The organism is Lysinibacillus sp. LK3, from assembly GCF_001043675.1.
Lineage (GTDB): Bacteria > Bacillota > Bacilli > Bacillales_A > Planococcaceae > Lysinibacillus > Lysinibacillus capsici.
In genome coordinates this window covers 65,584-80,019 of record NZ_LDUJ01000034.1, presented here as the reverse complement: position 1 = coordinate 80,019, position 14,436 = coordinate 65,584, and the positions used below count along the sequence as shown (strand labels likewise).

Genomic DNA, 14,436 nt, shown 5'->3' with positions numbered 1-14,436 from the left:
CAAAAAGAAAACGAGTCTTCAAAAAGATCTCATTTTCGGTTAACTAAACTTATCTTGGCAAGTATACCCATATTAAAACAATTCTATACAAAAAGGGCATACGACCTCAAAATAATATTTTTGCATTGTATCATATTATCATAGCCGATTTGTCAAGTCAATAAATTATACATATTTCATTTATTTTTTTGCGCGTACTATCCAGTACCCTTTTTTCTTTTCTACTACATCGACTTCTGAAAACTTTTCTTCTAAGTAACTTACTGTCGATGGCGCTCCTTGTTTCTTCTGAATGACTACCCAGAGTTCACCCGAAGACACTAGCCGATCGTAAGCTCCATCGTAAAAGCGGAAAATCGTTTCCTTCCCCGCACGAATTGGTGGATTCGTTAAGATAGCTGCTGCATCTACATCTTTATCAACCATCGATAGGCCGTCACTCACAAATATTCGCACATTTTGAACACCGTTCACTTGCGCATTTTTTTGCGAAAGCGCAACTGCACGTTCATTAATATCCATCATAAAAACGGTACGGTCTGGATTAGTTTTGGCAATCGATAACCCTATCGGCCCGTATCCACAACCTACATCAAAAATCGCACCATCAATATCAGGCATTTGAAAAGCGTCTATTAAAACACGGGATCCAAAATCTACTTCGCTTTTACTAAATACACCTGCATCCGTTTCGAATGAAAACGTATGCCCTAGTAACTTGAATGTCCAGTGACGTGGTTTACTTTCAGTTTGAGGCTTACTTGTATAATAGTGATCTGACATTTTCACGCCTCCTCAGAATGAAGAAAAAAGCTCGCCAAAATGACGAGCTTTCCTTTTGTTAAAAAGTAACGCGAGATTACTTAACTTCTACAGATGCGCCAACTTCTTCAAGTTTAGCTTTGATTTCTTCAGCTTCATCTTTAGAAACGCCTTCTTTAAGAGCTTTAGGAGCGTTATCTACTACTTCTTTAGCTTCTTTAAGACCTAAACCAGTGATTTCACGAACCACTTTGATTACTTTGATTTTTTCTGCACCAGCAGATGCTAATACTACGTCAAATTCTGTTTTTTCTTCAGCTGCAGCAGCACCACCAGCAACTACTGCTACTGGAGCAGCAGCTGTTACACCGAATTCTTCTTCGATAGCTTTTACTAAATCGTTTAATTCAAGAACTGTCATAGCTTTGATAGCTTCTAAGATTTGCTCTTTATTCATTATAATTTCCTCCTAATTGGATAATGTTTTATTTTTTTGCGATCAGGCCGCAGAAGTATTAGTGCGTCTTAAATTACGCGCCTTGTTCTTCTTTTTGTTCTGCAACAGCTTTTGTTGCAAGTGCGAAGTTACGCACTGGAGCTTGAAGTACAGATAAAAGCATAGAAAGTAGACCTTCGCGTGATGGAAGTTCTGCAAGTGCTTTAACATCTTCAACAGAAGAAATAGTACCTTCAATAATACCAGCTTTAATTTCTAAAGCTTCGTTTTTCTTAGCGAACTCGTTGATGATTTTAGCAGGCGCTACAACATCTTCATTTGAGAACGCAATTGCGTTAGGACCAACTAATACGTCGTTGATTCCTTCAAGGCCAGCAGCTTCAGCAGCACGACGAGTTAAAGTGTTTTTGTAAACTTTGAACTCAACGCCAGCTTCACGAAGTTGTTTACGAAGCTCTGTTACTTGTGCAACATTAAGACCACGGTAATCCACAACTACTACAGAAGCAGCGCCTTGGAATTTTTCAGTAATCTCTTGAACTTGTACTTGTTTGTTTTCGATTGCTTTGCTCATGATGACACCTCCTATTAGAATGGGTCATTTATACCGACAAAAGAAAAGCCTCCGAGTCAAATAGACACAGAGGCTGAAAGTCATCATCTTTAAATAAGAATCTGAATTCCGATGTCCTCGGTAGGAACATTAAGTGACAAGTCACTCCTACTGTCTACGGTACAAATGGATAATTCACAACAGCAACTATAGTATCACGTATAGCCACTATCGTCAATACATATATATAAATTATTTTACTACTACGTTAGAAGCGTCAATTTTAACCGCTGGACCCATTGTAGTTGTAACATTTACAGATTTCATGTAAGTACCTTTAGCTGCAGCAGGTTTTGCTTTTTGAACTACATCAAAAACAGCTAAGAAGTTTTCTACTAATTTTTCTGCTGAGAAAGAAACTTTACCGATAGGAGCGTGGATAATACCAGCTTTATCAGCACGGTATTCTACTTTACCAGCTTTGATTTCTTCGATAGCTTTTGTTACATCAAAAGTAACTGTACCAGTTTTAGGGTTTGGCATTAAACCTTTAGGCCCTAATACACGACCAAGTTTACCAACTTCACCCATCATGTCAGGAGTTGCTACGATTACATCGAAGTCAAACCAACCTTGTTGGATTTTTTGGATGTATTCTGCATCGCCTACATAGTCAGCACCAGCTGCTTCAGCTTCTTTAAGTTTTTCACCTTTTGCAAATACTAATACACGTTGAGTTTTACCAGTACCGTTTGGTAGTACTACTGCACCACGGATTTGTTGGTCGTTCTTACGAGTATCAATACCTAAGCGGAAAGCAACTTCTACAGTAGCGTCGAAGTTTACTGTGCTAGTTTTTTGAGCAAGTTCGATTGCTTCTTGTGCAGTGTAAAGTGCGTTACGATCAATTAATTTTGCTGCATCTTGCAGTTTTTTACCTTTTTTAGCCATTATATATTTCCTCCTTGATTGTGGTTATAGCGGATTTTACCTCCCACGAATAAAGGTTGCGTGTTCACAAAGAAACTTCGCAACCTTCCAAAAAACAAAACATCAAGTAAATGGGATTAGTCTTCGATAACAATACCCATGCTTCGTGCAGTACCTTCAACCATTAACATAGCAGCTTCTACTGAAGCAGCGTTAAGGTCTGGCATTTTAGTTTCAGCGATTTCGCGAACTTTATCACGTTTAACCGTTGCCACTTTTTTACGGTTTGGTTCACCAGATCCAGATTGGATACCAGCTGCTACTTTAAGTAGAACTGCTGCAGGTGGAGTTTTTGTAATGAAAGTGAAAGAACGATCCTCGAATACTGAAATTTCAACTGGGATAATAAGACCAGCTTGATCAGCAGTACGCGCATTAAATTCTTTACAGAATCCCATGATGTTCACACCCGCTTGACCTAATGCAGGACCAACCGGTGGAGCTGGGTTAGCTTTACCAGCAGGGATTTGAAGTTTAACAACTTTAATAACTTTTTTAGCCACGAGACACACCTCCTTAAGTCCGTGATGTGGTAATTGGGTTGCCCCTCCCACTCAATATCTGTCTGTCAGCTAAGTGCCGATAACATTAAAATTATCATTACAGACGTCAAACAAAAGTATGACAGTCTGACCTATGAAATGATACCACTTTTAATTTTTTTAAGCAAGTAGTAATTAACAAAATCTGCGAAACATCTACCAATTAGCATGTAATGTTCTAATGTTAGAACTATAATTTTTGAACTTGTTCGAAATCTAGCTCCATAATCGTTTCGCGACCAAACATATCAACCGTCACTTTAATTTTACCTTTTTCTGTGTCAATTTCTTCAACACGTCCTTGGAAATGAGCAAACGGCCCTTCTAATACTTCTACTGCTTCACCAACAGAAATGTCCACTTCTACAACTTTATCAGTCATACCCATTTGTTGTAGTAAACGATCTGCTTCTTCAGGTAATAACGGTGTTGGTTTTGCTCCTCCACCAGATGAACCGATAAAGCCCGTAACACCAGGCGTATTTCGAACTACATACCAAGAATCATCTGTCATGATTAACTCTACTAACACATAACCAGGGAAAACTTTACGCATCATTGTACGTTTTTTTCCATCTTTCATTTCTGTTTCTTCATGCTCAGGAACAATCACACGGAAGATTTTATCTTGCATTCCCATTGTTTCTACACGTTTCTCTAGGTTTGCTTTTACACGGTTTTCATACCCTGAATACGTATGAACAACATACCAATTTTTCTCCATAACTACTAGGACTCCTCGTCCGTCCCTCCCTTACAAATAAAAGTGAAAATGAATCGCGATACGCTCAATGCATTTTTACTCTTTTCACAAACATCTCATTAGAAAAATATAGCTTTCGCTAATTACTTGCGAAAGCTCGATGATATATACCGAAACTAGCATAGTCATCTATCGCTACTATCATACTCTCCTAGTAGTATTTATCATAATGAGGAGATTTTACTGCTTTGCGCTTCACTTCACCCATCCCACCGATCCCATTAGATGGGGTTTTCTGCTGAATGAATGAAGATAAAACAAACGAAAAAACCCGTTATTGCAATGGACGGGCTATTTCAAAAATATGCTATTTACTAAATTATAAATCTAAGTACCAGCGGAATAATGATGAAATACCTAAGTCAACTAACACAAAAAATAAAGCCATAATGACAACAGTTGAAATTACAACGACTGTATATTTCGTCAGTTCTTTACTTTTCGGCCAGCTTGTTTTGCGCATTTCTGACATTACATCGCTGAAAAAGCTTTTGATCTTGCCCATTCTAGCTTAACCTCCGAATCAATCAAATCTGTCTATTTACATATCATTTTATAGCGTTTGTTTATGCATTGTATGTTCATTGCAATGCGAGCAAAATTTCTTTAATTCGAGACGTACAGTTGAACCTTCTTTAGCTGGGAACGTGTAATTTCTCGAACCACATTTCTCACAATTTAGCACGACTTTTTTTGCCATATAATCACCTTTTTCGGCACTTTGTCTTTTTAAGACTAACACCTATATTTGTCAATGTCAATAAAGGCCTAAATGGGCTAAGACATTTCCTCAAGGACTAAATGACGTTCTAATTTACGTTTTACCCGCTGCAATGCATTATCGATAGATTTCACATGACGATTTAATTTGGCAGAAATTTCATGATAAGACTGACCGTCTAGATATAAGGCTAAAACTTGTAGCTCTAATTCACTTAAAATCTCACTCATCTTTTCTTCTAAATATCCAAACTCTTCTCTATGAATCATCAATTCTTCTGGATCATCCATAATAGCACCCGTTAGTACATCCATAAGCGTTCGGTCTGACTCTTCGTCGAATATAGGCTTGTCCAAAGAGATATAGGAATTTAGAGGTATATGCTTTTGCCTAGTTGCTGTTTTAATAGCAGTGATAATCTGTCTTGTAATACATAACTCTGCAAAAGCTCTGAATGATGCAAGCTTATCTCCTTTAAAATCACGAATCGCTTTATATAAGCCTATCATGCCCTCTTGTACAATGTCTTCCTTATCTGCTCCGATTAAAAAATAGGATCTTGCCTTCGCTCTTACTAACAAACGGTATTTTGTAATTAAATAATCCAACGCATCTGTATTACCTTGATGCACCATTTCAATAAGCTCTTCATCATTGAATCGTTCAAAATCTTGTGTCACTTGTACAATGCTATTTTTAAACATGGTATCACCTCAGCCACAACAGATAATTAGAAACAGTATAACGGAATTGGAAAATATGCGTCAATCAATCATTTCAACCCTCGTCGCCATTTTTCAAAGGCGAGCGCAACATCTGGTTTTAATTCTATACGAGAAGGCGGCTTACTTTCTTGCTTCCGCTTCACATCATGAGTAATTTTATGTTGGATAATACTTGTATCAATTTCTAGCTCTCTAGCCGATTTCCTTAAGGCACCATTCCCAAATATAACACTTTGCTCTGCCATATCAGAAGTTGCTACATGAATTTGTACATTTCTAGCCTTTAATTCATGTGTCATTTTTTCAATACGTTCATCTGCTGTTTCATTTTTTCGTGTATAAATGACTTCTACATCATTTTCTATATAAGATTGCTCTACTCCTGGTACAAGATGGGCGTCAAAAACAATAATTACGCGCCAACCCATTGCTGCTTTATATTCAGCTATGAGTTCTATCAACCTTCTTCGCGCATCCTCAAAATTTGTATCACGCAATGGCCGCAGCTCTTTCCAAGATCCAATCATATTATAGCCATCAACAAGCAAAATGTTTTTCATTGTTATTCAATCGCTTCTTGACGTTTACGATACACTTCGTACATTAATAAAGCCGCTGCTACTGATGCGTTCAGTGATGTGACATGCCCAACCATCGGTAAGTGATATAAAAAATCGCATTTTTCTTTTAATAAACGCCCCATCCCTTTGCCCTCACTACCGATAATGATGGCTAATGGTAATGTTGCATCCATTTTTCGATAATCTGCAGATCCCTTTGCATCTGTCCCTGCAATCCATACACCGTGTTCTTTTAATTCATCTATAGTTTGAGCAAGATTGTTTACACGTACAACTGGAACGTGTTCAATCGCTCCTGTAGATGCCTTTGCCACTACTGCTGTTAGACTCACTGATCGGCGCTTAGGAATAATAATACCATGTGCTCCTATAGCATCAGCCGTTCTCATAATAGACCCTAGATTATGAGGATCCTCTAACTCATCTAAGATTAAGAAAAAAGGATCTTCCTGTTTATTAGCTGCGGCTGCAAATAAATCCTCTAGTTCAGCATACTTATAAGCGGCAACAGAAGCAACGATACCTTGATGATTAGCACTTGATAATTGATCAACTTTCTTTTTTGGGACAAATTGAACTATGACACCACGTTCACGGGCTAAATCTAGCAGTTCATTGACGCCAGATTTTTTTACTCCTTCTGCAATCCATACTTTATTCATATCGCGGCCTGAACGAAGTGCTTCTAACACTGGGTTTTTACCGGCAATAATTTCACCATTCTGTTCTGCCATTATTTAGACACTCCTTTTGATTCCTCGATTATTTGAATAGCATATGCAATGATTTCGTAGACGCGTTCTAGTTCATTTAATAAATATAAACTACCAAGCACCGCCTCAAAGCCTGAGCTATTACGATAGGTTTGGACATCCGTATTTTTTGGTACAGAGCCGGATTTGGCATTGCGTCCACGGCGGAACACAGCCAATTCCTCCTCTGTTAAATAATTTTCATCCATCATGCGATGAACGATCATCGATTGCGCTTTTGCTGAGACGTAGCGAGTTGCCTCTCGATGTAGTGTGTTTGGTTTAACACGACCAGAGCGTAGCAAATATTCTCGGACCTTTTGTTCCAATACGGCATCACCCATATAGGCTAACGCCAGCGCTTTTAATTGTTTAACATCTTCATTGCGAAGTTTATCCAACTTAATTACCCTCGTTTCCATCTAGTTCCTTGTCGTGTATCTTCTAAAATGATACCTTGGGCTTGCAAATGGTCACGGATCTCATCAGAGCGAGCAAAATCACGATTTTTACGTGCCTCGACGCGCTCTTGTAGTAATGCTTCAATTTCTTCGTCTAATAGTTCTTCTTCTTTTGCAAATTCAATACCTAAGACGTCGCCTAGTACTTCAAAGGTTTCAATAAAGGTTTCTAATACCTTCTTGCAAGTATTGGCTTCATTTAAGTAAATATTAGCAATACGAGCTACTTCAAATAATACAGAAATAGCGTTGGCTGTATTAAAATCATCATCCATTGCCTCTTCAAAATGCGCTTTCTGTTCCGCAATTTTGTTCAGCCATTCTTCTGAATGATCACCTAAGCTTACAGTAGTCGTAAGGCGATGCTTCACATTGTTGTATGCTGTACGAATGCGCTCTAAACCTGACGCAGCAGCTTCTACTAGGTCCTTCGCAAAGTTAATTGGATGACGATAATGGACAGATAGCATGAAGAAACGCAATATCTGCGGGTCAATTTGTTTACGGATATCATTCACAAGAATAAAATTCCCAAGAGATTTGGACATCTTTTCATTATCAATATTAATATACCCGTTATGCATCCAATAACGCGCAAATGTTTTATCATTGTGTGCCTCTGATTGAGCAATTTCATTTTCGTGGTGAGGGAAAGTTAAATCCTGCCCACCAGCATGAATATCAATAGTATCTCCTAAATGTTCACGAGCCATTACAGAACACTCAATATGCCACCCTGGACGGCCATCTCCCCATGGGCTTTCCCAGAATATCTCACCTGGCTTAGCAGCTTTCCATAAAGCAAAATCTAGCGCATCATCTTTTTTCTCGCCCGCTTCAATACGAGCACCGATTTTTAAATCGTCAACTGATTGGTGTGATAATTTACCATAGCCATCAAATTTACGAGTACGGTAATACACATCTCCTGCAGACTCATAAGCGTAGCCCTTTTCAATTAGCACTTGAATAAATTGAATGATATCGTCCATATGCTCTGTCACACGTGGATGAACATCTGCCTTTTTGCATCCCAGTGCTGTAACATCTTCAAAATAGGCTGCAATAAAACGCTCTGTTAATTCGTGTACTTCTTCACCAAGCTCATTTGCTGCTTTAATAATTTTATCGTCTACATCCGTAAAATTGGAAACAAACTTTACATCATAGCCTTTATACTGAAAATAACGACGTACTGTATCATAAACAATTACAGGACGTGAATTCCCAATATGGATATAGTTATAAACCGTAGGACCGCAGACATACATTTTTACCTTGCCCTCTTCTAGCGGTACAAAGGTTTCCTTTTGTCGTGTTAATGAGTTAAAAATTTGAATACCCATTGTATTTCACTCTCCTTTTCTGTTGAATAAAAAAAGCGCCTCTATCACTCCTAAAAGGAATGACAGAGACGCTCGATTTGCGTGGTTCCACTCTGATTGAAGACAAAAGGTCTTCCACTTTGGACATCCATTAACGGGGATGACTCGATAAAGCCTACTCTCGTTCAGCTTTATGCTCAAAGGTGCATTTCAGTTTTGCCTAGGCTCAGACCACTTTCAGCCGATGATGGTCCTCTCTTAAGAGCATGCGCCACTTACTTCTCCTTATCAACGCTTTTTCAATGTAAATACATTTTACAACGAAAGAATGAATTGTCAATAAATTTATCTTTATTGTGCAAATTTTTCTACACGGTCAATTGCTTTCTCTTTACCAATTAAACAAATGGCGTTCGGCAACTCTGGTCCATGTGTTTCACCTGTTGTCACAACACGGATTGGCATGAACAGATTTTTACCTTTATGACCAGTTGTCTTTTGTACAGCTTTAATCGCAGCTTTTACCGCATCTGGTGTAAACTCTTCTAGCTCTTCCAATTGTGCTTTAAATGCCGCCATTACTTCAGGTACTTGCTCTCCTGCTAAAACCTCTTTTGCTTCTTCATCATATTCAATATGGTCGTTAAAGAATAGGCTAGATAATTCGACAATTTCTGCACCAAAGCTCATTTGGTCATGATAAAGTGCGATTAAATCCGTCGCCCAAGCATGTTGCTCTGCAGTAAGCTCTTCAGGTAATAAGCCTGCTTTTTGTAGATGTGGTAAAGATAAAGCTACAACTTCTTCCAAAGACAACTTTTTAATATATTGATTATTCATCCATGTTAGCTTTTGTTTATCGAACATAGATGGTGATTTTGAAAGACGTTTTTCATCAAACATTTTGATAAATTCTTCTTTTGAGAAAATCTCTTCTTCTCCCTCTGGAGACCAACCAAGTAGCGCAAAGAAGTTAAACATCGCTTCAGGAAGATAACCTAAATCTTTATATTGCGTAACAAATTGAATAATCGATTCATCACGCTTAGATAGTTTTTTACGGTTTTCGTTAATAATTAATGTCATATGTCCAAAGCGTGGATATTCCCAACCAAATGCATCAAAAATCATCATTTGCTTTGGTGTATTCGATAAATGCTCCTCACCGCGGAAAACGTGAGAGATTTCCATAAAGTGATCATCTAAAACAACTGCATAGTTATATGTTGGAATACCATTTGCTTTTACAAGTACCCAATCACCAATATCTTTAGACTCAAAGGTAACTTGTCCACGAACTAAATCTTCAAATTCGTATGTTACATTTTCAGGTACACGCATACGGATTGTGTATGGCTCACCTGCCGCTTCTTTAGCAGCGATTTCATCTGCTGATAAGTGGCGACATGTACCATCATAAGTAGGAGCAGCTACACCTCTTGCTTTTTGTTCTTCACGAGATGCTTCAAGCTTTTCAGAAGAACAGAAACACTTGTAGGCTACACCTTGTTCTAATAGTTTTTCAGCGTGCTCTTTATAAATATCAAGACGTTCCATTTGACGATAAGGCGCATAAGGTCCACCAATATCAATGGACTCATCATATTCAATACCTAACCATTTTAGGTTATCTAGCTGAGATGCTTCTCCGCCCTCTACATTACGTTCAATATCCGTATCTTCAATACGTACAATGAATTTACCGTTATGATGTTTTGCATATAAATAATTGAATAATGCTGTACGCGCTCCACCGATATGTAAATAACCTGTTGGAGATGGCGCGTAACGAACGCGAACTTCTTTCGTCATAATTAAAAGCCTCCTAAATTTTCGATCAAAAATTGACTTTGTTCATTTTACCACTCTGTTACAGGAAATAAAAGCGGGGTTCATCCACATTTATTTCTTGATCAATAGAATTGTTGCCATTGTCGCAATACCTTCCTCGCGACCTGTAAAACCTAATCGTTCAGTTGTAGTTGCTTTAACATTTACCTGTGAAGGCTCTGCATGTAATAATTCAGCGATACGTTGTTGCATCTGTCCAATATAGGGGGCCATTTTAGGACGCTGTGCCATAATGGTACAATCGACATTACCTAGAGAATAACCCTTATCCTCAACGATCTTCCAAATGTACTCTAATAATTTTGCTGAGTCCGCGTCCTTAAATGCAGGGTCTGTATCTGGAAAATGACGGCCAATATCCCCTTCTCCAATTGCTCCTAGAGCCGCATCTGTGACAGTGTGTAAGAGAACATCCGCATCTGAATGTCCTACTAGTCCTTTTTCATGCGGAATGGTAATGCCACCAATAATTAATGGACGACCTTCTTCAAATGCATGTACGTCAAAACCTTGTCCAATTCGAAACATATTCATCTTCCTTTAATTAATATTTATCATTATCATATCAAAATTTGCCCTAGGTTGTTTGAAAAGCGCTTTAATAATTATCCTCCTATAGCAGTAATGGGCAGTTTAGAAAGCTACACTCTCTAGACTGCCCCACATTCTTTAAATATGATACTCTATATTTTTCATTTGACTGTTGCTAATATTCGGAGATGGCTGTGAATTATAAACACGTGAATAAGGGGGAACAGAGTGTGTTAGCCAAATATTACTTCCTAAAACGGAATCGTGCCCAATCGTCGTCTCGCCCCCTAAGATAGTAGCACCAGCATAAATGACAACATTGTCGGCAATATTCGGATGACGTTTAATGCCCTTAATTGGATTACCATTTTCATCCAATGGGAAGCTTAGTGCACCTAATGTTACACCTTGATAAATTTTTACATTCTTACCGATAGTACAAGTTTCACCGATAACGACACCTGTTCCGTGGTCAATAAAGAATGATTCTCCTATTGTAGCCCCTGGATGAATATCGATACCCGTTAATCGGTGCGCATATTCTGACATAATTCGAGGCACAATTTGTACACCCATTTCGTATAACTCATGTGCGATGCGGTGAATATAAACAGCTACAATAGATGGATAGCTTAGCAAAATTTCCTCTGTGGAAAGAGCTGCTGGGTCACCATTATATGCCGCTTGAATATCTGTTTGTAGCACTTGGCGAATGGCAGGAAATCGATTAATCAAATTCATAACAATTTTGTCTGCTTGTTCACGGCAATACTTCTCGCAATTGGCAGGATCACTATCCTCCATATTATAAAATAATACTTTTTCGATAATATCCCGCAAATCTAATGCTGTTTCACGCAGCTTATTACTGCAAACTACGTTCACCCTTGTTTCATCAATAGGTCTTGTCATATAAATGCCAGGAAACAGCACCTCATGGAAATTATCTATTATTTTTATAACCCGATCTCGTCCATCAAAGCCTATTGAGTTGTCAACGTCGATGTACTGTTTATTTATACTAGTTAATGAACCTGTAATTTCTGGAACCTTTTGATTCAACCAATCATTTAATGACACAATAAACACCCCTCACATCTTTTCATCTATTCTATTACCTTATTAATCATATATCCACTATTTCATTTTACACATAAAACAATCACATATGGATAAAATCCACTTTATTGGAGCATTCCAACTTTTTATTCTCTTCTACGCCTTCGTTTCTAATTCGACTAGCAGTTATGTCATTATTATCATACATATATGGATGAACAGATTACGAAGCAATAAGGCATTCTGACCATATAATTTTTCCCAAACAAAACAAATAAAAAAGACTATCCATCCTTAACAAACTACGAATGAATAGCCTCTATAAATAATATTTCTTAATGATTGAATGATCCACGCTTACGCAAGATTGCCTCACCAAATACTAAGTCTTCTTGTGTTGTCATTTTTACATTTTCATAACTACTTTCTACGATGTGTACCTGATGTCCGAGACGCTCCATTAGCATTGCCTCATCTGTCCCAAGAAAACCTACTTTTTCAGCTACGTCCTCCGCTTCCATAATTAATTCAAAACGGAATGCTTGTGGAGTTTGCACCATCCAAAGGCTTTCTCGATCAACCGTTTCCTCTATAATGCCATTCATTGATACTTTTTTCATCGTATCTTTCGCACGAACCCCTGCAATTGCTGCACCATGATGATGCGCGTTCTGTACAAGCTTTGCAATGATATCATGCGTAATAAACGGGCGTGCTGCGTCATGGACAAGCACAATATCTACCTGTTGCATCTCTTTCATGCAAGAATGAACCGAATGCTGTCGCTCAGCACCCCCATCAGGTAAACCCTTCACTTTGGTAATCCTATAGTCCTCTAGCATTTTTTGAATAAATCCACGCTCTTCTGGTTTTACAGCGAGCCAAATACCTGTGCAAGCGGGATCTTGTTGAAACACTTCTAGCGTGTGTACCAGAATAGGTTTCTCTAAAAGCTTTAAAAATAATTTATTTTGCCCTGCACCCATACGCTTCCCACTTCCGGCAGCAGGTAGAACCACTTCATATTGCATTTCCCCACATCCTAATCGTCCTTCGGCTTAGCAAATATCATACGACCTGCTGATGTTTGCAGCACACTAGTAACTGTAACTGTAATTGCCTGTCCGATATAACTACGACCACCTTCAACCACAATCATCGTACCATCATCTAAATAGGCAACTCCTTGGTTATGCTCTTTGCCATCCTTTATAACCACAACCTGCATATCTTCACCTGGTATAACTACAGGTTTCACTGCATTCGCTAAATCATTGATATTTAACACTTTTACATGATGGAGCTCACAGACTTTATTCAGGTTAAAATCATTGGTAACGATGCATGTATCATTGCCCATTTTTTTTGCAAGACGGACAAGCTTTAAATCTACCTCTTGTACATCTTCAAAATCCTCGTCCGTAATTTCAACTTTTGTCTTACGCTCATCTTGTAATTTTTTTAAAATATCTAAACCACGCCGACCTCTTGTGCGCTTTAAGGTATCAGATGAATCAGCTATATGCTGAAGCTCTGTGAGCACAAATTGAGGTACAACTAATATACCCTCAATGAAGCCTGTTTCAGAAATATCAGCAATACGACCATCAATAATTACACTTGTATCTAGCAGTTTGTAGCTTCCACGAACCTCTTGAGCTTCAGCACCTTCAGCAGCTTTTTTCTTCGTATTGGTACTACGTAATGTAAAAAGCTGTATGAGCTCATCTCTTTTTCTAAAACCTAGACGGAACCCTAAATACCCTAATACAAATGACAGGATAATTGGAAGTACTTCCGAAATAACAGGGAATGGTACACTATCAATGGCAAAGCCTAAAAAGTAAGCGACAATCAACCCAATTATTAAACCAAACGTACCAAATAATAAATCTCCGATAGGAACCTTAAACAGAACTTCTTCCATCCAGCTAATGAGCCTTACAAAGTAATCGGAAAATGCAAAAGATAGTGTAAACAGTAAAAGTGCGCCTAGAGCTACTGATACATAAGGATTATCTAGCCAAGGATTAGATGATAAATGAAGCAATTCGTATAATGGCGGTAAGAAAACAAGGCCCAATGCTCCTCCAATCAGTAAAAACGCAATTTGAACAAATTTTTTCACAAGCTGTCACCTCCTAATTGTTAGTTAAGATTATACATAGTTTACGGTAGAAAATCTTTCATGAGCTCAGTCAAAATCTCATTATTTTTGATGTTGTGAAACAAGGATAAGATAGTTAGACAAAATTTTACAAACTTCTATTTTGTTCGTACTAGATGAAATCCTTTATTCATTCATCAGCTATTATTTAGGACGATTATTCTTTTATTTGAGTTTCCGATATTAGCATCAAAAA

18 protein-coding genes and 2 other annotated features are annotated in these 14,436 nt (G+C 38.1%); all 18 genes read right to left on the bottom strand.

The window, feature by feature from the left end; translation table 11 throughout:
- Positions 1 to 180: 180 nt before the first annotated feature.
- Positions 181 to 783, bottom strand: coding sequence for a class I SAM-dependent methyltransferase (locus VK91_RS20670; protein WP_036077767.1), 603 nt, complete (start codon positions 781 to 783; stop codon positions 181 to 183).
- A 76-nt stretch (positions 784 to 859) separates the two neighbouring features.
- Entirely contained in the window at positions 860 to 1,219 is a 360-nt protein-coding gene (rplL, locus tag VK91_RS20665) for a 50S ribosomal protein L7/L12 (protein WP_004233598.1), read from the bottom strand.
- Between the two features lie 73 nt (positions 1,220 to 1,292).
- Entirely contained in the window at positions 1,293 to 1,793 is a 501-nt protein-coding gene (rplJ, locus tag VK91_RS20660) for a 50S ribosomal protein L10 (RefSeq protein ID WP_004233596.1), read from the bottom strand.
- Positions 1,794 to 1,825: 32 nt separating this feature from the next.
- Positions 1,826 to 1,971 (bottom strand) — a sequence feature (ribosomal protein L10 leader region).
- A gap of 53 nt (positions 1,972 to 2,024) precedes the next feature.
- On the bottom strand, positions 2,025 to 2,723 hold the full coding sequence (rplA, locus tag VK91_RS20655) for a 50S ribosomal protein L1 (protein WP_004233594.1): 699 nt from the start codon (positions 2,721 to 2,723) through the stop codon (positions 2,025 to 2,027).
- Positions 2,724 to 2,839: 116 nt separating this feature from the next.
- The gene (gene rplK, locus VK91_RS20650; protein ID WP_004233593.1) at positions 2,840 to 3,265 is read right to left on the bottom strand and encodes a 50S ribosomal protein L11; all 426 of its coding nucleotides are present in this window, start codon (positions 3,263 to 3,265) and stop codon (positions 2,840 to 2,842) included.
- Between the two features lie 229 nt (positions 3,266 to 3,494).
- Positions 3,495 to 4,028 (bottom strand): transcription termination/antitermination protein NusG, encoded by a 534-nt coding sequence (gene nusG / locus VK91_RS20645; protein ID WP_048395557.1) that lies wholly within the window; start codon positions 4,026 to 4,028, stop codon positions 3,495 to 3,497.
- Positions 4,029 to 4,386: 358 nt separating this feature from the next.
- Positions 4,387 to 4,572: a preprotein translocase subunit SecE gene (gene secE, locus VK91_RS20640; protein WP_004233589.1), complete on the bottom strand. Its 186-nt coding sequence runs from the start codon at positions 4,570 to 4,572 to the stop codon at positions 4,387 to 4,389.
- 48 nt (positions 4,573 to 4,620) lie between these two features.
- Positions 4,621 to 4,767 carry a 50S ribosomal protein L33 gene (gene rpmG / locus VK91_RS22610; protein ID WP_004233588.1) on the bottom strand — a complete coding sequence of 49 codons (147 nt, stop codon included), beginning with the start codon at positions 4,765 to 4,767 and terminating at the stop codon, positions 4,621 to 4,623.
- A 77-nt stretch (positions 4,768 to 4,844) separates the two neighbouring features.
- Entirely contained in the window at positions 4,845 to 5,492 is a 648-nt protein-coding gene (gene sigH / locus VK91_RS20635) for an RNA polymerase sporulation sigma factor SigH (protein ID WP_004233587.1), read from the bottom strand.
- A gap of 68 nt (positions 5,493 to 5,560) precedes the next feature.
- Positions 5,561 to 6,073 (bottom strand): NYN domain-containing protein, encoded by a 513-nt coding sequence (locus VK91_RS20630; RefSeq protein WP_048395556.1) that lies wholly within the window; start codon positions 6,071 to 6,073, stop codon positions 5,561 to 5,563.
- A gap of 2 nt (positions 6,074 to 6,075) precedes the next feature.
- A complete protein-coding gene (rlmB, locus tag VK91_RS20625) occupies positions 6,076 to 6,828 on the bottom strand; it encodes a 23S rRNA (guanosine(2251)-2'-O)-methyltransferase RlmB (RefSeq protein WP_048395555.1) in 753 nt (250 codons plus the stop codon).
- Positions 6,828 to 7,268: a Mini-ribonuclease 3 gene (locus tag VK91_RS20620; protein ID WP_175400791.1), complete on the bottom strand. Its 441-nt coding sequence runs from the start codon at positions 7,266 to 7,268 to the stop codon at positions 6,828 to 6,830. The genes rlmB and VK91_RS20620 overlap by 1 nt, the downstream gene beginning before the upstream one ends.
- Positions 7,253 to 8,653 (bottom strand): cysteine--tRNA ligase, encoded by a 1,401-nt coding sequence (gene cysS, locus VK91_RS20615; protein ID WP_048395551.1) that lies wholly within the window; start codon positions 8,651 to 8,653, stop codon positions 7,253 to 7,255. Before cysS ends, VK91_RS20620 begins: the two co-directional genes overlap by 16 nt.
- 61 nt (positions 8,654 to 8,714) lie before the next feature.
- Positions 8,715 to 8,933, bottom strand: a binding site (T-box leader).
- Positions 8,934 to 8,983: 50 nt separating this feature from the next.
- A complete protein-coding gene (gltX, locus tag VK91_RS20610; RefSeq protein ID WP_048395543.1) occupies positions 8,984 to 10,444 on the bottom strand; it encodes a glutamate--tRNA ligase in 1,461 nt (486 codons plus the stop codon).
- Between the two features lie 90 nt (positions 10,445 to 10,534).
- Positions 10,535 to 11,011, bottom strand: a complete 477-nt coding sequence (gene ispF, locus VK91_RS20605) for a 2-C-methyl-D-erythritol 2,4-cyclodiphosphate synthase (RefSeq protein WP_048395542.1) — start codon at positions 11,009 to 11,011, stop codon at positions 10,535 to 10,537.
- Positions 11,012 to 11,152: 141 nt separating this feature from the next.
- A complete protein-coding gene (gene epsC / locus VK91_RS20600; protein ID WP_004233580.1) occupies positions 11,153 to 12,094 on the bottom strand; it encodes a serine O-acetyltransferase EpsC in 942 nt (313 codons plus the stop codon).
- A gap of 314 nt (positions 12,095 to 12,408) precedes the next feature.
- Positions 12,409 to 13,104, bottom strand: a complete 696-nt coding sequence (ispD, locus tag VK91_RS20595) for a 2-C-methyl-D-erythritol 4-phosphate cytidylyltransferase (RefSeq protein WP_048395541.1) — start codon at positions 13,102 to 13,104, stop codon at positions 12,409 to 12,411.
- Between the two features lie 11 nt (positions 13,105 to 13,115).
- Entirely contained in the window at positions 13,116 to 14,201 is a 1,086-nt protein-coding gene (locus VK91_RS20590) for a PIN/TRAM domain-containing protein (protein ID WP_004233578.1), read from the bottom strand.
- Positions 14,202 to 14,436 lie beyond the last annotated feature (235 nt).

Excerpts from the sequence above, each read along its gene's own strand:
- VK91_RS20670 (WP_036077767.1), bottom strand. The coding sequence starts at position 783 with ATGTCAGATCACTATTATACAAGTAAGCCTCAAACTGAAAGTAAACCA.
- rplL (WP_004233598.1), bottom strand. The coding sequence starts at position 1,219 with ATGAATAAAGAGCAAATCTTAGAAGCTATCAAAGCTATGACAGTTCTT.
- rplJ (WP_004233596.1), bottom strand. The coding sequence starts at position 1,793 with ATGAGCAAAGCAATCGAAAACAAACAAGTACAAGTTCAAGAGATTACT.
- rplA (WP_004233594.1), bottom strand. The coding sequence starts at position 2,723 with ATGGCTAAAAAAGGTAAAAAACTGCAAGATGCAGCAAAATTAATTGAT.
- nusG (WP_048395557.1), bottom strand. The coding sequence starts at position 4,028 with ATGGAGAAAAATTGGTATGTTGTTCATACGTATTCAGGGTATGAAAAC.
- secE (WP_004233589.1), bottom strand. The coding sequence starts at position 4,572 with ATGGGCAAGATCAAAAGCTTTTTCAGCGATGTAATGTCAGAAATGCGC.
- rpmG (WP_004233588.1), bottom strand. The coding sequence starts at position 4,767 with ATGGCAAAAAAAGTCGTGCTAAATTGTGAGAAATGTGGTTCGAGAAAT.
- sigH (WP_004233587.1), bottom strand. The coding sequence starts at position 5,492 with ATGTTTAAAAATAGCATTGTACAAGTGACACAAGATTTTGAACGATTC.
- VK91_RS20630 (WP_048395556.1), bottom strand. The coding sequence starts at position 6,073 with ATGAAAAACATTTTGCTTGTTGATGGCTATAATATGATTGGATCTTGG.
- rlmB (WP_048395555.1), bottom strand. The coding sequence starts at position 6,828 with ATGGCAGAACAGAATGGTGAAATTATTGCCGGTAAAAACCCAGTGTTA.
- VK91_RS20620 (WP_175400791.1), bottom strand. The coding sequence starts at position 7,268 with ATGGAAACGAGGGTAATTAAGTTGGATAAACTTCGCAATGAAGATGTT.
- cysS (WP_048395551.1), bottom strand. The coding sequence starts at position 8,653 with ATGGGTATTCAAATTTTTAACTCATTAACACGACAAAAGGAAACCTTT.
- gltX (WP_048395543.1), bottom strand. The coding sequence starts at position 10,444 with ATGACGAAAGAAGTTCGCGTTCGTTACGCGCCATCTCCAACAGGTTAT.
- ispF (WP_048395542.1), bottom strand. The coding sequence starts at position 11,011 with ATGTTTCGAATTGGACAAGGTTTTGACGTACATGCATTTGAAGAAGGT.
- ispD (WP_048395541.1), bottom strand. The coding sequence starts at position 13,104 with ATGCAATATGAAGTGGTTCTACCTGCTGCCGGAAGTGGGAAGCGTATG.